The 17,032-nt window shown below is 44.2% G+C and carries 15 protein-coding genes and 2 tRNA genes; 8 read left to right on the forward strand and 9 right to left on the reverse strand.

The window, feature by feature from the left end; translation table 11 throughout:
- The first annotated feature begins 42 nt into the window (after positions 1-42).
- Both cdaA and ACPD8L_RS07500 read left to right on the forward strand, forming a co-directional pair.
- Positions 43-828, forward strand: a complete 786-nt coding sequence (gene cdaA / locus ACPD8L_RS07495) for a diadenylate cyclase CdaA (RefSeq protein ID WP_423942741.1) — start codon at positions 43-45, stop codon at positions 826-828.
- Positions 828-1,592, forward strand: coding sequence for a DUF3667 domain-containing protein (locus ACPD8L_RS07500; protein ID WP_423942743.1), 765 nt, complete (start codon positions 828-830; stop codon positions 1,590-1,592). Before cdaA ends, ACPD8L_RS07500 begins: the two co-directional genes overlap by 1 nt.
- 3 nt (positions 1,593-1,595) lie before the next feature.
- Here ACPD8L_RS07500 and ACPD8L_RS07505 read toward each other — a convergent pair whose 3' ends face one another.
- Both ACPD8L_RS07505 and truA read right to left on the reverse strand, forming a co-directional pair.
- A complete protein-coding gene (locus tag ACPD8L_RS07505) occupies positions 1,596-3,368 on the reverse strand; it encodes an ABC transporter ATP-binding protein (protein WP_423942744.1) in 1,773 nt (590 codons plus the stop codon).
- On the reverse strand, positions 3,355-4,107 hold the full coding sequence (gene truA / locus ACPD8L_RS07510) for a tRNA pseudouridine(38-40) synthase TruA (RefSeq protein WP_423942746.1): 753 nt from the start codon (positions 4,105-4,107) through the stop codon (positions 3,355-3,357). Before truA ends, ACPD8L_RS07505 begins: the two co-directional genes overlap by 14 nt.
- Before the next feature lie 88 nt (positions 4,108-4,195).
- Between truA and ACPD8L_RS07515 the strand changes: the two genes are divergently transcribed.
- Complete coding sequence (locus ACPD8L_RS07515) at positions 4,196-4,690, forward strand: metallophosphoesterase family protein (RefSeq protein WP_293301931.1); 495 nt, start codon at positions 4,196-4,198, stop codon at positions 4,688-4,690.
- Positions 4,691-4,756: 66 nt separating this feature from the next.
- Here ACPD8L_RS07515 and ACPD8L_RS07520 read toward each other — a convergent pair whose 3' ends face one another.
- The gene (locus ACPD8L_RS07520; RefSeq protein WP_116218356.1) at positions 4,757-5,167 is read right to left on the reverse strand and encodes a DUF4293 domain-containing protein; all 411 of its coding nucleotides are present in this window, start codon (positions 5,165-5,167) and stop codon (positions 4,757-4,759) included.
- A 194-nt stretch (positions 5,168-5,361) separates the two neighbouring features.
- Between ACPD8L_RS07520 and rho the strand changes: the two genes are divergently transcribed.
- The 3 genes from rho (at position 5,362) to ACPD8L_RS07535 (ending at position 8,472) form a co-directional block, all read left to right on the forward strand.
- Positions 5,362-6,954: a transcription termination factor Rho gene (gene rho, locus ACPD8L_RS07525; RefSeq protein WP_421809912.1), complete on the forward strand. Its 1,593-nt coding sequence runs from the start codon at positions 5,362-5,364 to the stop codon at positions 6,952-6,954.
- A gap of 137 nt (positions 6,955-7,091) precedes the next feature.
- On the forward strand, positions 7,092-7,769 hold the full coding sequence (locus tag ACPD8L_RS07530; protein ID WP_116218358.1) for a hypothetical protein: 678 nt from the start codon (positions 7,092-7,094) through the stop codon (positions 7,767-7,769).
- A gap of 13 nt (positions 7,770-7,782) precedes the next feature.
- The gene (locus tag ACPD8L_RS07535) at positions 7,783-8,472 is read left to right on the forward strand and encodes a hypothetical protein (protein ID WP_423942748.1); all 690 of its coding nucleotides are present in this window, start codon (positions 7,783-7,785) and stop codon (positions 8,470-8,472) included.
- 87 nt (positions 8,473-8,559) lie between these two features.
- Here ACPD8L_RS07535 and rpsT read toward each other — a convergent pair whose 3' ends face one another.
- From rpsT to proS, 4 genes are all read right to left on the reverse strand, one after another.
- Positions 8,560-8,811 (reverse strand): 30S ribosomal protein S20, encoded by a 252-nt coding sequence (rpsT, locus tag ACPD8L_RS07540; RefSeq protein ID WP_116218360.1) that lies wholly within the window; start codon positions 8,809-8,811, stop codon positions 8,560-8,562.
- A 34-nt stretch (positions 8,812-8,845) separates the two neighbouring features.
- Positions 8,846-8,917, reverse strand: a tRNA-Glu gene (locus ACPD8L_RS07545).
- A 59-nt stretch (positions 8,918-8,976) separates the two neighbouring features.
- Positions 8,977-9,048 (reverse strand) — tRNA-Glu (locus ACPD8L_RS07550).
- A 79-nt stretch (positions 9,049-9,127) separates the two neighbouring features.
- Complete coding sequence (proS, locus tag ACPD8L_RS07555) at positions 9,128-10,603, reverse strand: proline--tRNA ligase (RefSeq protein WP_423942749.1); 1,476 nt, start codon at positions 10,601-10,603, stop codon at positions 9,128-9,130.
- A gap of 94 nt (positions 10,604-10,697) precedes the next feature.
- Between proS and ACPD8L_RS07560 the strand changes: the two genes are divergently transcribed.
- On the forward strand, positions 10,698-11,990 hold the full coding sequence (locus tag ACPD8L_RS07560) for a hypothetical protein (protein WP_423942750.1): 1,293 nt from the start codon (positions 10,698-10,700) through the stop codon (positions 11,988-11,990).
- Positions 11,991-12,028: 38 nt separating this feature from the next.
- The gene (locus ACPD8L_RS07565; RefSeq protein ID WP_423942751.1) at positions 12,029-13,528 is read left to right on the forward strand and encodes an OmpP1/FadL family transporter; all 1,500 of its coding nucleotides are present in this window, start codon (positions 12,029-12,031) and stop codon (positions 13,526-13,528) included.
- A gap of 53 nt (positions 13,529-13,581) precedes the next feature.
- Here ACPD8L_RS07565 and ACPD8L_RS07570 read toward each other — a convergent pair whose 3' ends face one another.
- Both ACPD8L_RS07570 and ACPD8L_RS07575 read right to left on the reverse strand, forming a co-directional pair.
- Positions 13,582-15,021 carry a T9SS type B sorting domain-containing protein gene (locus ACPD8L_RS07570; RefSeq protein WP_423942753.1) on the reverse strand — a complete coding sequence of 480 codons (1,440 nt, stop codon included), beginning with the start codon at positions 15,019-15,021 and terminating at the stop codon, positions 13,582-13,584.
- A gap of 113 nt (positions 15,022-15,134) precedes the next feature.
- Positions 15,135-16,937: a T9SS type B sorting domain-containing protein gene (locus ACPD8L_RS07575; RefSeq protein ID WP_423942755.1), complete on the reverse strand. Its 1,803-nt coding sequence runs from the start codon at positions 16,935-16,937 to the stop codon at positions 15,135-15,137.
- Positions 16,938-17,032: the final 95 nt, after the last annotated feature.

Below are 17,032 nucleotides of genomic sequence, written 5' to 3' on the forward strand. Positions count from 1 at the left end.
TTTGGTTCTTCTATTTTTGCTAATTTTACAAAAACACCGCGGTTGGATTTTCTAAATTTTCTCGAGTTTAAAATCACAGATATCATAGACATTGTCTTAGTGGCCGCGCTACTCTACTACGTGTACAAATTGGTGCGGGGCACTGTGGCCATCAATATCTTTATTGGAATCGTCATTGTTTGGGCCTTGTGGAAGCTCACGGAACTGCTGCAAATGAAAATGATCAGCAGTATGGTGGGTGGGTTCATGAATATTGGGCTTATTGCCTTGATCATTGTGTTCCAGCAGGAAATCCGGAAGTTCTTATTGATGATCGGTTCCACCAATCTGGCTTCCAAGCGAAGCTTTATCCGTCATTTCAAGTTTTTGAAACAGGAAGCCATGCCCTCGGACACGGACGTGGACGCCATTGTTGGGGCTTGCGACCGTATGGCCGACACCAAGACAGGGGCCATCATTGTAATAGAGCGCAACAATTCCTTGGATATCGTCAAGTCTACTGGAGATGTCATGAACATTGAGATCACCCAACCTATTCTGGAAAGTATTTTCTTCAAGAACAGCCCACTCCATGATGGCGCCATAGTAATCCAGGACAATTTTATTACAGCCACAAGGGTAATTTTGCCCGTTTCCAATGATCGAAACATTCCATTGCGTTTTGGTTTGAGGCATAGAGCCGCCGTGGGCATTACAGAGAAAACAGATGCTGTTTGTCTGGTGGTGAGTGAGGAAACCGGTTCCATCTCCTACATCAAAAATGGGGAATTCATTCCTTTTAAAAATGTGGAAGAGTTAATTGCCCTCATCAAAAAAGACCTTGAATAGTGGAATGCAAAAATTGCCAAACCAGTTTACATCCTGACTATGGTTATTGCCCTTCTTGTGGCGCGAAAGTAGTTCGCGATAGACTCACCCTTAAAAGCGTTACTCAGGATTTAGTCTATCTGGTCTTTAATCTAGACAATACCCTATTCAAAACTTTCAGGCATCTCTTCACACAACCAGAGCGTGTCATCACTGGTTACATCTCTGGAACCAGAAAAAAACACATGAGTCCCTTTAGCTACTTTGCCATAGCCATAACGTTGGTGGGAATTCTGTTTTTTGTGCTTCGGAATGTATATCACATTGATTTGACACCGGGCAACATCACCCGCAATGGGAAAACACCGAATATGGATTATATATTCGACTATCAGAGTATCATTACCTATTTGATCGTCCCGATGTATGCCTTGATGACGTGGTTCCTTTTTTTTGACAAGAAAAAAATGAATTTCACGGAACATTTGGTGGCCAATGCCTATATCACCGGCCAGGTTTCCATGGTTCAAGTGATTGTTTGCCTACCGTTATTTGGGTTAACAAACCTAAGATATGACCTTTTTACCTGGATTTTTTTGCTCCTGACAGTAACCTACCAATTCTATGTATTCAAAAAAATATATCAAATTGGTTTTTGGAGTGCTTTTCTCCGTGGTTTTATCTACCTCATTCTCTTTACCATACTCATGCTGGTCATTGGAACACTAATTTTGTTCGTTTCCTTGGCCACGGGACGAGTATCCCTAGAGGATTTTAGAGCATAAAAATCAAGCAACTTCTTCGGCCAAGAACTGCGCCTCATATAGGTCGCTGTAGTACCCTCCTTTTTTCAAAAGCTCTTTATGGGTGCCTATTTCAACGATTTGCCCTTGATCCATGACAATGATCTTGCTGGCCTTTTTAATGGTGGCGAGTCGATGGGCAATGATGATGGACGTTCTTCCTTCGGTAATCTTGTCCGTGGCCTGTTGAATCAATTGTTCGGAATACGTATCCACAGAAGAGGTGGCCTCATCCAATATCAAAATGCTTGGATTGCTTACGTAGGCCCTCAAAAAGGCGATCAATTGGCGCTGTCCACTGGAAAGCATAGAACCCCTTTCCTTCACATTGTATTGATATCCACCGGGAAGGCTGGAAATAAAATCATGTACTCCTATTTGCTTGGCGGCATCCTCTATCTGGGACACGGTTATGGACTCATCACGCAATGAAATGTTATGGGCTATAGTGTCCGCAAACAGGAAGACATCCTGCAATACAATGGCAATATGGGACCTCAGGGATTTTAGGGTGTACTCTTGAATATTGATACCATCCACTAAAATCGAACCTGAATTGATCTCGTAAAACCGGTTGAGCAGATTGATGATAGTGGATTTTCCAGCTCCGGTTGCCCCAACAATGGCCACGGTTTCACCGGCATCCACCTTAAAAGAAATGCCATGGAGCACCTCTTCATCCTTAATGTAGCCAAACCGTACATCATTGAACTCGATATCTCCTTTGACTTCTGCTTTTTCCACATCGCCTTCATCGGCAATATGGCTATCCGTATCCAAAATCTTGAACACCCGGTTGGCAGCCACCATTCCCATTTGAAGGGTGTTGAACTTATCGGCAATCTGTCGCAACGGACGGAACAAAAGGTCCATCAGGAAAAAGAAGGCAAAAATGGAACCTGTATCGTTGAGGGCCACATTTTCAATATTCTGGATCACCCCAAAATAAACCACCATACCAATTCCTATGGAATAGGATATCTCGGCCACTGGGAAGAAGATGGAGTTGTACCAAACCGTCTTGAGCCATGCATTTTGATGTTTCTCATTGATGACCCTGAACTTTTCCTTTTCGATTTCCTCTCGGTTAAAAAGTTGTACGATCTTCATTCCCGCGATGCGTTCCTGCACAAAGGAATTGAGGTTGGCCACCTGCGCCCGAACCTCAATAAAAGCCACTTTCATGGCTTGCTGAAACAAACGCGTAGCGATCAAGATCACGGGTAAGATGGCAAAAACGATCAAAGCCAGCTTCCAATTGGTATAGAGCATAATCGCCGCACCCAATAACATTTTGAGGACATCGGCCACGATCATAAAAAATCCTTGACTGAAAATTTCACCGATACGTTGCATATCGGCCACGGCCCTTGTGACCAAAACCCCAATGGAGGAGTTGTCAAAATAGGTCATTTTAAAGCTCATCATCTTTTCAAAAAGACGGATACGGATATCCTTGATCACGGATTCCCCCAAAAGGTTGGCGTAATAGCTGAACAAGAGTTGGGTGACCACCTGCCCCACCAATACCGCCAACATAAAAAGTATGGTGATCAACAATTTTTGACTGTCCTTGTTTTCCAAAGCCTCGTTGACGATGTCACGCACCAAGATGGGAATTTCCACTGCAAAAGCTGCTGAAAGTATGGCCGCAAGTGCCACTACCCAAAAGATGCCCCTGTAGGGTTTGGTGTGTGCAAAAACCCGTTTGAACAGGCCAAAATCAAATGCTTTTCCTATTTCGTCACTTTTGCTCATCAAATCGTTCTTTTGGATATAAAACCTTGGTCAAATATAATCCTTTTGCCGGGACGGATACCCCTGCCTCACCCCTATCCTTGCTCTCCAATATCGTGTTGATATCCTCAGGGTTTATCTTCCCCATCCCTACATCCAACAACGTTCCCACTATGGCCCTCACCATGTTCCTTAGAAAACGATCTGCCGTGATGGTGAACACCCATTTATCGTCCTTCTTTTCCCAAGCAGCCTCTTTCACATCACACAAAAAGGTCTTTACATCGCTGTTGGATTTGGAAAAGCACTCAAAATCCTTATGCCCCAATAAAAGGGAAGCGGCTTGGTTCATCGTTTCAAAATCTAGGGAATGCTTTGCATAATGGGCAAAATCGAAATAAAAAGGACTCTTTTTCTGAACCAGCCAATATTCATAGGTACGTTCAACCGCATCAAACCGGGCATGGGCCTCGGGAACCATTCGAAATATCCCCTGAACGGAAATATCTTCGGGCAAAAAAGCATTCAGTCGATACACCAATTCTTCCCTGTCCCTAATCTCATCAAAATCGAAATGGGCAAACATCTCCTTCGCATGCACACCGGTATCGGTCCTGCCCGCTCCCACGACGCTCAACTTCTGTCGCAAAAGGGTGGACAAGGCTTTTTCAAGCACTTCCTGCACGGTAATGGCATTGGGTTGGTTCTGCCATCCGTGGTATGCTTTCCCGAAATAGGAAAATTGGATAAAATATCTCAAAGGGATCCCTTACTTTTAAGTTGTTAAAGATAATCCAATCCCACCCAACACGAACCCAAGCTCTATTTTTTAGCATATTTTTAGCGTTATGACCAAGATTCTTTTACTCTCGGACACCCACGGACATATAGATTCCAACATCTTAAAGTATGCGGCGCAGGCCGATGAAATTTGGCATGCAGGGGACATTGGAAGTTTGGAGGTGACCGACCAATTGGAGGCCTTAAAGCCTGTTCGTGGGGTACACGGCAACATTGACGACCATGTGATTCAAAAGGAATTTCCAGAAAACAATCGGTTTATGTGTGAGGGTGTGGATGTATGGATCACGCATATAGGGGGCTATCCGAACAGATATAATGTCAGGGTACGGGATGAGATTCGCAATAATCCCCCAAAACTATTCATCTGTGGGCATTCCCATATCTTAAAGGTGATGAACGACAAAAAACTAGGGTTGCTTCACATGAATCCCGGCGCATGCGGCAAACATGGGTTTCATCAAATACGAACCATGCTCAGGTTTGTGATAGACGGGGATAAAATCTCGGATTTGGAGGTAATTGAATTGGGACAACGATAGCCGAAAAACAAAAATCCCGACCAAGGCCGGGATTTTCTTCGCACTAATACTACTAAGATGTTAGGTTTAACGTAAGCGATCAACAGATTTTACAAGATCTTCATCCTTTTTGATAGCCCTGTTGGCCAGGACCAGAAAAACGATAGAAAATACAGGAATCAGCATCCCAATACCCTTCTCAGAGACCTGGGTCTCTCCGGATAGACTTAGCGACCGATAAACGAAAAATCCTAGTAAAAAAAGATTCAATATCATATTCAATCTGTTTACCACAAATTGATTTTGTCTGTTTTTATACATTAAAATGGACACTACGGCCAAGACCGCAGATACATAAAACACAATGCTGACCAACACTTCGTTTTGGGCATAGATTTCCGCACCATCAACCGTTACCCACAAATTCAGAAAAAAGGGAAGTACACCCGTCAACAGGGCGACTACCAGCAAAAAAAACGTCTGAATCCGTTGAATCATTGTGCAAATTGCTTTGGAAATGCAAAAATAGGCGTCTTTTTGAAAAATGAGCCCATATTCTTAAAAAATAATTTGTATACTTGTGGCGTTATTAGCGAAGTACTTACCCAGGAAATCTTTCCTCCAGTAGCACCCCAATAACTTTTACTTCAATTATTTTCAGATTTAGACACGTTTAACTTATTCATCACTTAATGTTCGAGATTTCAGATCTAAAAGCTAAAAAGCTTCCTGAACTGCAAGAAATTGCAAAGGGTCTTAACGTCCCCAAATTCAAGTCTTTAAAAAAATTGGACTTGGTATACCAAATTCTTGATGTACAGGCATCCAACCCAAAAGCGGTAGTAGAGACCGCAGCTGCTCCCGAGAAAAAAGCTGCAGCTCCAAAACCCCGACGCGAAAGAACTCCACGCCCCAAGGCGCAAGCTCCGGCCCAGGAGCAAAAAAACACCCCCAAAGAAACCACTGAGAATGTAAAAGAAACTGGTTCCGAGGAGAAAAAAGAAGAAACCAAAGGACATGCTCCCAAAAAAGAGCACAAACAAAATAGTCCACAAAAGGGACAAAACAATAGGAGAAACAACCAACACCAAAAAAACAATTCGCACGACAAAAAGAACAGCAATTTTGACAAAGACTTGAAAAACAGGTATAAAGAGCCTGAGTTTGAGTTTGACAGCATTATTGAGAGCGAAGGGGTATTGGACATTATGCAGGACGGATACGGGTTCTTGCGTTCTTCGGACTACAACTATCTTTCCTCTCCCGATGATATTTATGTGTCACAATCCCAAATTAGATTGTTTGGTCTAAAATCTGGAGATACAGTTTTAGGAAACATTAGACCTCCGAAAGAAGGTGAAAAATATTTTCCTTTGATCAAGGTGAACAAAATCAACGGTTTGGATCCCCAAGTGGTCCGTGACCGTGTTGCTTTTGAACACTTGACACCTTTGTTCCCAAAGGAAAAATTCAAATTGGCAGAAAGACAAAGCACTATCTCAACACGGATCATGGACTTGTTCTCACCTATTGGTAAGGGACAGCGTGGTATGATCGTATCACAGCCCAAAACGGGTAAGACCATGCTCTTGAAGGATATTGCCAACGCCATTGCCGCCAACCATCCCGAGGTATACCAGATCATCCTTTTGATTGATGAGCGTCCTGAGGAGGTTACCGACATGCAACGTAATGTACGTGGCGAGGTGGTTGCCTCTACCTTTGACAAGGAGGCTTCCGAGCACGTGCGTGTAGCCAATATTGTATTGGACAAAGCCAAAAGATTGGTGGAATGTGGTCATGATGTAGTGATCCTTTTGGACTCCATCACACGTTTGGCCCGTGCTTACAATACGGTACAGCCTGCTTCCGGAAAGGTATTGAGTGGAGGTGTTGATGCCAATGCCCTACACAAGCCCAAAAGGTTCTTTGGTGCGGCCAGAAATATTGAAAATGGTGGATCTCTTTCCATCATCGCCACGGCATTGACAGAGACCGGCTCCAAAATGGACGAGGTTATCTTTGAGGAATTCAAGGGTACGGGCAATATGGAACTTCAGTTGGATAGACGTATTTCCAACCGAAGGATCTTCCCTGCCATCGACCTTATTTCTTCCTCTACGCGAAGAGATGACCTATTGTTGGATGAAAATACCATTCAACGGATGTGGATCATGCGCAAGTATTTGGCGGACATGAACCCTGTGGAAGCCATGGAGTTTATGGAGCAGCGTATAAAGCAAACCAGGAACAACGAAGAGTTCCTATTGACCATGAATGAATAGTTATTTTTCAATATACTGTAATTCAATAATTTAAAAACCCTCAGGAAAATTCCTGAGGGTTTTTTCTTTACCCGTTTTAAAGAAAAAGCATATCTTTAAATCGTTTCCTCAAAACCGAACTTTAATACTTTGAAAAGATGAAAAAAAACAAAAAAATAGCAGCTATTGCTCTAGGTGCTTTTTTACTAATGCTTGGGGCCTGTCAGCAAGCTCCAAAAAAGGAAGAATCCACAGAATCCAATGCCGCTGAACAATCCCAAGAAAGGATTGAGCCCCCCAAAGGAATCATTTCCTTGGAAGAATCAAAGTCCCTGTACGATAATTACACCAAGAACAGGGCTGAAATCATTCAACAGTTTGAAGCAGAACGCAGCCCGGAAAGCAAGTTTGAAGTTGCCCGGTTCACCGCATTCAGCTACGAAGAGATCAAACAATACATGGCTTTCTTGGAGCAAGAAGCCCAAAATGCGCAAGTGGACATTTCCTCACTTCGTTTTTATTTTGCCAATTATCCAGATCAGGAAGATTTCCCTGATGGAAAAAAGATTGTGCATCCCAGACAGAATTCCATTTTTATCGTTCCTGCCATGAAAGCAGATGGCGGTGAATACGGATTCTATATTGGTGCCGATGGCAAAGCAAAACTCATCAAAAATGCCGTAGGGCAAACCGAAGTGGGTAGTACCTTGGACAACAAACAAAAATCGCAAGCCAGTTTCGTGCCCAGTCTCAGTAGCCCCGCAAGTGCCGCAGGAGAACAAAGCCTTGCCCTGAACAGAGGGAACTCATCCCCTCCACCATGGACTGATTATTAATTAATAGACCGTCATGGTCCAAGAGCTCTACACTTTTTTAAAGGATCAGTACTATCTTCCTTTGTACTTATTGACATGGCTGATATCGGTATTTACGTATAGACGGTATTTTGACACCGTCTTAAAATACTTACCCATGTTCATTGCCTACACCTTCTTTACGGAGTTGCTCGGCTATTTTATTAAATATTATGAAGATTTCCAGTTCTTTTCGGATGAGCGGTACGCTTGGCGCAATATCATCATTTATAATATCTACCAGATCATTACATTTTTGTTTTTCTGTCGGATATACTACAAAACCATTCAATCCAAGCAGTATAAAAAATGGATACGATACGGGGTCATGGTGATGCTATTGGGGTATGTGGTAAACATTTTCTTTAAAAACCCCTTTTATGAAGGCCTCTTCTATGGAGACATTGTAGGATCTTGGGTTTTGATCATGAGCATCATTTTTTACTTTAAGGAAAAAAGACAGGAAATCAATCCCTATCCCCAAAAAAACAATTTGTTGTTTTGGATAAGTGTGGGCAGTTTTATCTTTTACCTGACAGTACCCTATATATTACTGATTGGCCACACCAATGCCAACTTATGGTTCTATTTACATTTGCGAAGCGCCTTACTTTTTCTCATTTTAATCTTGTATTCCTTTTTTATCATTGGTTTGTTGCTAGGACAGAGAAAAGCCTTCCGTTGAACACAATCCAAAGAAGAATAAAAAAGTTTAGACCATAAAAAAAGCTCCCTTATCGGGAGCTTTTTTTATACTGATTTATGGCAAATGTTACATTCCTGCAACTCTGCTCATCAATTTGCTTTTCAAGTTGGAAGCCTTATTGGCGTGGATAATATTCTTCTTCGCCAATTTATCGATCATTCCAACAACAGTAGGCAACAAAGCCTCTGCAGCTTTCTTGTCTTCCTCGCTACGCAATTTCTTGATGGCATTACGCACGGTTTTGTGCTGATACCTATTACGCAAGCGTACTGCTTCGTTTCTTCTGATTCTCTTTAATGCTGACTTATGGTTTGCCATTGCCTAAATTTATACTTTCTAAATCCTTTTTTTGTAGCCCGTAGGGGAATCGAACCCCTGTTACCAGGATGAAAACCTGGCGTCCTAACCCCTAGACGAACGGGCCGTAATTAATTTGAAAACCTGATCAAAGACCAGTGTTTTCCAGTATTCCATTGAACTTTGTAGCCCGTAGGGGAATCGAACCCCTGTTACCAGGATGAAAACCTGGCGTCCTAACCCCTAGACGAACGGGCCATAAGGTTGCACAATTGCGGATGCAAAAATACAACTATTTTTAAGTCTTGCAACAGTAATTATTATTTTTTGCACCTACTTAATAAGCCTTTGCAAACAATACCCTTTGGGTTGATGGTTTTCCGGTTACCATACAGACTCCTTCTTCCTTTTCCACATTCAATGGAATGCAGCGAATGGTAGCCTTGGTCTCCTCTTTTACCCGCTCTTCGGTTTCGGCCGTTCCGTCCCAATGTGCGGAGACAAATCCACCCTTTTCCTCAATCACACGCTTAAACTCCTCGTAGGTATCCACTTGGGTGATATGCTCCTTTCTATACGCAAGGGCTTTATTGTAAATGTTCTCTTGGATTTCGTTCATAAGGGACACCACCTTTTCCACAACATCTTCCGCCTTTACGGACTCTTTTTGCATGGTATCCCTTCGAGCCACTTCATAGGTCCCATTTTCCAAATCGCGTTGCCCAACGGCCAAACGCACGGGAACTCCTTTCAGTTCATACTCATTGAACTTGAATCCCGGTTTATGGGTATCCCTTTTATCGTATTTTACTGAAAGACCCTTGGAACGTAGCTCCTTCACCAAAGGTTCCACTTTTTCAGAAATGGCATCCAGCTGGTCCAGTCCTTTATAAATAGGCACAATCACCACTTGAATGGGTGCCAGTTTAGGCGGAAGCACCAAACCATTGTCATCACTGTGTGTCATGACCAAGGCTCCCATGAGTCGTGTGGAAACCCCCCAAGAGGTAGCCCATACATATTCCTGTTTTCCTTCTTTATTGGCGAATTTCACATCAAATGCCTTGGCAAAGTTCTGCCCCAAAAAGTGTGAGGTTCCCGCTTGGAGTGCTTTTCCGTCTTGCATCAATGCCTCGATACAGTACGTTTCCTCCGCTCCTGCAAAACGCTCGCTGGCGGTCTTGGTTCCCTTCATTACCGGAACACCCATATGCTCTTCAACAAACTCGGCATATACGTTCATCATTTGTTCCGCTTCGGCCACGGCTTCTTCCCGAGTGGCATGGGCCGTATGCCCTTCTTGCCATAAAAACTCGGCCGTGCGCAAAAAGAGCCGCGTACGCATTTCCCATCGGACCACATTGGCCCATTGGTTCACCATAATGGGCAAATCGCGGTAGGACTGCACCCATCTTCTATACGTATCCCAAATAATGGTTTCGGAAGTAGGACGCACAATGAGCTCCTCTTCCAACTTGGCATCCTCATCCACGATGATCCCACTACCGTCCTCCGCATTCTTCAATCGGTAATGGGTAACCACTGCACATTCCTTCGCAAAACCTTCTACGTGACTTGCCTCCTTACTTAAGTAAGATTTAGGAATGAACAAGGGGAAATAAGCATTCTCATGACCCGTTTCCTTGAACATTTTATCCAATTGGGCCTGCATCTTTTCCCATATGGCATAACCATAGGGTTTAATGACCATACATCCCCTAACTCCCGAATTCTCAGCTAAATCTGACTTTACGACAAGTTCATTATACCATTTGGAATAATCCTCTGCTCTACTCGTTAAATTTTTACCCATCTACTATAGTTTGGCACAAAACTTGTGATTTTATTAGCGAAATAATTCGGTAAAACTAATTATTTTTAATATGTTCAACAATAAAAATTGCGCAATGATAAAGTTAATACCCCACAGAAAATTTCAAGCTCTTGCCATACTCCCAGTGGCCACCCTCCTTGTGGCTTCCTGTGGTTCGTATCAGCAAGCTTCCTATTACGAAGATGGCATTTATTCAAGCGGTGACCGCGTAGTCCGTGTAGAGAAAAAATCTGCAGAGGCCATGCGCATTGAGGAACAGGAACAAAACATATATGGCGATTATTTTGGCCAAAAGGCTGATGAATATGCCGAAATATTGGACGAGGAAATCTTCACCGATATTGATAGCTATTCCAGTCAAATGCAAAACGACACCATTCCATTGGGTGAGCAAACCGACTATTTCGCCTACAACAACACCTATAATGGCAACCCCGGATGGGGAGACAACCCTACCAGCCTTACCATCAATGTATATGACAACAATTGGGGATGGGGTGGCTTTTACGGCTGGAACGACCCTTATTGGAATTTTGGCTGGGGCTATCCTTACTACGGCTGGGGATGGGGCTGGAACAGACCTTGGAGATTTAACCGTTGGGGCTGGGGCGGATACTACGGTTGGGGCGGTTACCCATACTATGGTGGCTGGGGATATGCAGGCTACTATGGTGGTTGGGGTGGATACTACAACTATGGCTGGAGACCCTATTACAACAACAACCATTACGGTAGAAATTATGCCTATAACCGTACTCGAAGAGGGTACAATACCATTCCCGGAACAACTCTTAGAAGAAGTTCCAATTTGGCCGCCAGGACCAGAACAAGCGGATACACCTCAAGATACAGGACGGACAGTGGACGCTCCAATTTAAGTAGAAGAACGGCTACTACCTCAAGAAGTTCCAGAACCTATAGCGGTTTGGGTTCAAGACGAACCGTAAGCGCCGATGCCATGGCACGGAACAGGGATTACAGAAGCAGCAGAAGTACGCGGACCACTCCAAGATATAGCAACGGTGGCTCAAGCACATACAGATCTTACGGAAGCTCTCCTTCCACAAGAAGCAGTGGCACCTACAGACGAAGTGGGACCGTGAACCGCAGCTCTTCCTCACCAAGCTATCGCAGCTCCGGAAGAAGCACAAGAAGTTACCAATCTTCCAGAAGTAGTGCTCCAAGCCGAAGCAACTATAGCAGATCTTCTTCTCGGTCAAGCTCAAGAAGCAGTGGCTATAGAAGCAGTGGCTCCAGTTCCAGAAGCAGTGGAAGCTACAGAAGTTCCGGTAGTAGCTCCAGAAGTTCTGGAGGTAGATCTAGCGGCGGCTCGCGCTCATCAGGAAGAAGTGGCGGAAGACAGTAAATCCCAGAAATCCATCTTAACTCATTAAAAAATTGAAAATGAAACGAATCTCAACTTTCATAATGGTATTGGCATGCACTTTTGCAACGGCGCAAACCATAGACGACGTTTTGCGGTACAGTACCGAAAATATTCAAGGAACGGCCAGATTCCAAGCCATGGGCGGTGCATTTGGCGCACTTGGTGGCGATTTATCGGCCTTGAATGTGAACCCTGCCGGCTCTGCGGTCTTCAATTTTAGTGAACTGAGCGTCACCGGGTCCAACTATCACAGAAACAATGATGCCCTTTTTGGGAACAGCCTTCGAAATACAACGGATAACTCATTGGAATTCAATCAGATTGGTGGGGTTTTGGTATTCAAATCCGCAAACAGTCCATGGCAGAAACTTGCATTGGCCTTTAACTATGACATGGTCCAAAACTTTGATGACAGATTTGTTGCCGAAGGAAATACCGCTTTGGGCATAGACAACTACTTCTTAAACTTTGCGCAAGGACAAGCCCTTGGCCCCTTGCGTGTACAACAGGGCGAATTTATCGAGGACGCCTATCTGGACATTGGTTCCGGTCTTGGGTTTGGTGCCCAACAAGCCTTTCTCGGGTTTCAAGCAGGTATTATTGAACCTACCGTGGACGATGATAACAACACTTCCTATTTTTCCAATGCGGAATACAATAGTGTCAATCAGGAATACCGACAGAGCACTAGCGGTTACAACAGCAAGTTCACCGTGAACTTTGCTGGGCAATACCAAGAAAACCTTTATTTAGGGGCTTCCCTGAACTTCCATAATATTTTGTACGATAGAGTCACACTTATGGATGAAACTGGATACGATCAGGATTCACCCGTGCAATTCACCACCTTTGACAATCTTTTGCACACAGAGGGATATGGATTTTCTTTCAGTTTGGGCGCCATTGCCAAATTGAACGAAAGTGTCCGTGTTGGCGGTAGCTATCAATCCCCTACTTGGTATGAGTTGACGGATGACACATCACAGCGCATCAACTCTTCATTGGCGGTGTCCGACATCAATTTTATTGACTTTGGTATCGTGAACCTATACGAAGAGTATCGAATCAAGACCCCGGGTAAACTTACCGGAAGCGTTGCGATTGTATTTGGACAGGATGGCCTGTTGAGTTTTGACTATGGATACCAAGACATGTCCCAGGCGGAGCTCAGACCTACATCAGATCCAAATTTTTCTTCGGAAAACGATTTTATAGCTGACGCCTTGGGTGTTGTAAACACCTATCGATTGGGTGGGGAATTCCGTATTGATGAAGTGAGTTTAAGAGCAGGATATCGCTACGAGCAAAGTCCTTATGAAAATGGGGAGATCATCGGGGACCTAAATGGTTTCTCCGGCGGTATTGGCTACAGCTTTGGCGGAAGCAGACTGGACTTGGCCTTTAGCCGAACAGAACAGGATGTAAATACCTTCCTGTTTGATTCCGGCATCAACAACGCAGCCATGATCAATAGAATCAACACCAATATCTCCTTGGGATATACGGTCAAGTTCTAACATAAAGCATTTTGAAAAAATATAAGGTCGGAGGAATTCCGGCCTTTTTCTTTTTAGCGCACCAAGGAAAAGTGTCTGCGAACGGACCGCGCCACCAATACCCCTTGGTCATCACGATCATATTCCAACTTAAACCAATAGTCCGAAGAAGGTAAGTCCCTTCCATTGAACGTACCATCCCAACCCGCATTGATATCCAACTGCTTCAACAATTTACCATAGCGGTCAAAGATGAATACCGTTGGATTGGACAACTGGTCAATACCATACACATTCCAGCTATCGTGCACTCCATCCCCATTGGGTGTGAAGAATTTGGGATAGCCCACCACCAAAAACGGAATCGGGTCCGACATGCCACATCCATTCTTATCATTGATGACCACTTCGTTCATTCCGGGAGGTACATCCATAAAAATGGGGTCGTCCTGAAATTCCCCGCCATTGATGGCATATTCATAATCCCCATCCCCATCGGGTACAAACTCAACGTTATAGGGGTCCGTTTGGTCGCTGTATACCAAATCATCCAAAATGGTTACCGTTAAACTTGGGATACCATAATACGTGATTAAAATATCATCCGTAATAGGAGCACCAAAGGTATGTTCAATGGTTACTCGATATCGTCCAGAATTGGGACTGGTCACTGTATATTCCACCTCAGTGGGTCCACTGGCCAGAACGGTTTCATACGTTCCGTCATCATCGGCATCAAGCTCCCAAGTCACATTGGTAATATTTGGACCGGCAGGAGAGTTTAGTGCACTCAATACAATATCCGGGTCACCTTCACAGGCCGAAATATCCAAGCCCAAAAATTCATCCCGAAGCGTACAATCCAAGGCCGTATCTTGATCGTTATCCACCGAAGTACCGGTAAATGTCAGGATAAACGACTCTGGGTCATCATCAAAATTGGTGTTATAATTGTTGATGTACAGGTAGTAGATTTCACCCGCGGTGACATCCAGCCATTCATCATAGGTATTTTGGCTCTGTTTTACAAAGGGAGCTCCTTCCCTACCATCCACGGGGTTGACCCCAATTCCTGTAAAACCGGTATCATTGGTCTCGTAATTGCATCGAATGGGCTGGGCGGTTCCATCACCCACTATGGTACAAAAATTTTGTCCCGTGGTCTGGTCAAAAGGTCCGTATACCGCAAAATCCCACTCTGCCGTAATAATACCACCCGGACTGGGAAGCGCTTCAATATCAAATCCAATTTGCCCATCGGTACCTGCCCTAAAAACGTACCAGCCCGTATTGTGCTCAATATTGGCCGAGCTATTGCTCCCTTTTTCCAAACAACCTGTCTGGATGATTACCTCGGGGTCAAAATCGTCAATATCTCCACTCCCATCAGTGGTTCCCATAATAGGGGCATCTGCACACACAGGAATAGCTGTTCTACAATCTGGGGAGTTTTGAGCGCTTGCTGCCAAAAAGGAAAGTAAAAAGCAACATACAGCGCTAAATAGAGCTCTCATAGAATTTTTGGGGCTAAAGGTTATGCTACATATAACCTCTATAACTCCATAGTAAGCCCTTTTAGTATTTTTTGTCGAAAAAATATGCCGTTAATCGATGAAATGCATTTCACCTACCGTACCAAAGAAAAATGGCTCTGAAGATATTTGGCGTCCACTCTATTACCGTTATCATCCAAATAGGACAATTTGAACCAATAATCGGTGGAGGGCAATGGCTGACCATTCAAGTTTCCGTCCCATCCAGCATCAAACTCCGTCATCTGTTTGATCAATTTACCATAGCGGTCATAAATAGTGACTATGGGCGAGCTCAATTCTGAAAGCCCTTCCACATGCCACTGTTCGTTGAGCACATCTCCGTTTGGCGAAAAGCTGGACAGATAGCCTACCACCACAATATCTTCCTTGACCTCACCGCACCCATAAATATCGCGCATGGTGACTTCATGCCTTCCGGGAAGGACATCTTCAAAGGTATTACTGGACTGAAAATCCCCATCATCCAATCGGTATTCCAATTCGGTATTGCTTTCAGTGATGATTCTAACCGTATTCCTCGGTTTAAAGTCATCGATTTCCACATCCGTTATCACCGGCAATTCTGAAATATTCACGGTAATGGTCTTGGTGGTTTCGCAAGAGGAACCACTGGAGGTATGGGTAGCGGTGACCGTATATTCCCCTTCTTGGGAAACCATGATACTTGGACTTTGCTCCCCTGTATTCCATTGATAGGTATAATTGGGATTAGGCATGGTCTCCCCAATGACGATGGCACCAGCTCCTTCACAAATCACCATCTGTTCCGAAAAGGTCAGTTCCGGGACCTCAATGGCGTCCAACAGGAAACTCACGGAAGCATCATAACAATCCGGATTGGCCAATGAGGTGGTCCGTACATAGACAGTTTCTTGCCCAGGGCTTTTAGCGTATTGCTTTTCCAAAGGATTTATTCCTGCATCGGCATCAGCTTGCGAACTATGGTAGCTCACTATAAAATCGTTTGGACTTTGGGAACCCAAGGCCTCCCCGTCTTTTGTTTCTAGGTCAAAAATGGTATCGGGTGTATGGCAAAAAGCCACATCACCCATGGTTCCCGTGACAGGAATGGCATTGAACCCCACTTGGACATCACTTATAATGGTACCCGTCCCGGTTGCGACCACAACCCGGTATTGCGCAGAATTCGGCACGGTATAGGTAGAAGCATTTGCTCCCGAGATCAATTGAAATCCACTGCCCGCATCCCTGTACCACTCATAACTTACCGCACCAGAGGTGGTGGCATCCAACACCACGGTTTCATCCGCACAAGCAGCTATCGGTGGCCCCAAAAGATTGTTGATGATGGAACAGTCCAAGGCATCATAGGGATTGGTCAACCAAATATCGCCTGTAAACTGTATGGAAAATCCAGAATTGACATTGCTAAAGTTGTTGATGAACAGATAGTAATCCTGTCCAGGTTCCACTTGGAGCCAATCTTCATAGTGGACGGATTCCTCATCACCCGTTGGGTCTACCCCCACTCCAATAAACCTTTTGGAGTCGCTATTATCAAAAAAATTACATCGAATAGGCTCTCCCAATGAGCTGCAATCACTGGCTTGGTAGAGTGCAAAATCCCAGTCTTCCGAGCTATTGTGTCCAATATTGAACCCCAATTGCCCTGATGCCCCAGTACGAAAACGGTACCATGCCGAGTTGGATTCTATGGTTCCCGAGACAGTCTGCTCCAAACAACCGCTAGAAGCGGCCCCATAGAAGTCATCCGTACCAAAACCATTGGTCCCCCCATTAATGGGCGTGTTGTTACAAATGGGAATAACGGTGGCACAATCCGGCGATACTTGGGCATATCCAAATTGCCAGAACAGACAACATAATAGAATCTTTAAAACGGGTTTTACCATAAAAGACTGTAGGTTTGGGCATTATAAAAGTAGAAAGTCCCCCTCCTTAACAATAATTTATGTTGTCAAACCCCCGCTATCAGATGTTAAATAGT

It is taken from the genome of Flagellimonas algicida (genome assembly GCF_049629585.1).
Taxonomy (GTDB): Bacteria; Bacteroidota; Bacteroidia; order Flavobacteriales; family Flavobacteriaceae; genus Flagellimonas.

Excerpts from the sequence above, each read along its gene's own strand:
- ACPD8L_RS07505 (WP_423942744.1), bottom strand. The coding sequence starts at position 3,368 with ATGAGCAAAAGTGACGAAATAGGAAAAGCATTTGATTTTGGCCTGTTC.
- ACPD8L_RS07515 (WP_293301931.1), top strand. The coding sequence starts at position 4,196 with ATGACCAAGATTCTTTTACTCTCGGACACCCACGGACATATAGATTCC.
- ACPD8L_RS07520 (WP_116218356.1), bottom strand. The coding sequence starts at position 5,167 with ATGATTCAACGGATTCAGACGTTTTTTTTGCTGGTAGTCGCCCTGTTG.
- rho (WP_421809912.1), top strand. The coding sequence starts at position 5,362 with ATGTTCGAGATTTCAGATCTAAAAGCTAAAAAGCTTCCTGAACTGCAA.
- ACPD8L_RS07530 (WP_116218358.1), top strand. The coding sequence starts at position 7,092 with ATGAAAAAAAACAAAAAAATAGCAGCTATTGCTCTAGGTGCTTTTTTA.
- ACPD8L_RS07535 (WP_423942748.1), top strand. The coding sequence starts at position 7,783 with ATGGTCCAAGAGCTCTACACTTTTTTAAAGGATCAGTACTATCTTCCT.
- rpsT (WP_116218360.1), bottom strand. The coding sequence starts at position 8,811 with ATGGCAAACCATAAGTCAGCATTAAAGAGAATCAGAAGAAACGAAGCA.
- proS (WP_423942749.1), bottom strand. The coding sequence starts at position 10,603 with ATGGGTAAAAATTTAACGAGTAGAGCAGAGGATTATTCCAAATGGTAT.
- ACPD8L_RS07560 (WP_423942750.1), top strand. The coding sequence starts at position 10,698 with ATGATAAAGTTAATACCCCACAGAAAATTTCAAGCTCTTGCCATACTC.
- ACPD8L_RS07565 (WP_423942751.1), top strand. The coding sequence starts at position 12,029 with ATGAAACGAATCTCAACTTTCATAATGGTATTGGCATGCACTTTTGCA.
- ACPD8L_RS07570 (WP_423942753.1), bottom strand. The coding sequence starts at position 15,021 with ATGAGAGCTCTATTTAGCGCTGTATGTTGCTTTTTACTTTCCTTTTTG.
- ACPD8L_RS07575 (WP_423942755.1), bottom strand. The coding sequence starts at position 16,937 with ATGGTAAAACCCGTTTTAAAGATTCTATTATGTTGTCTGTTCTGGCAA.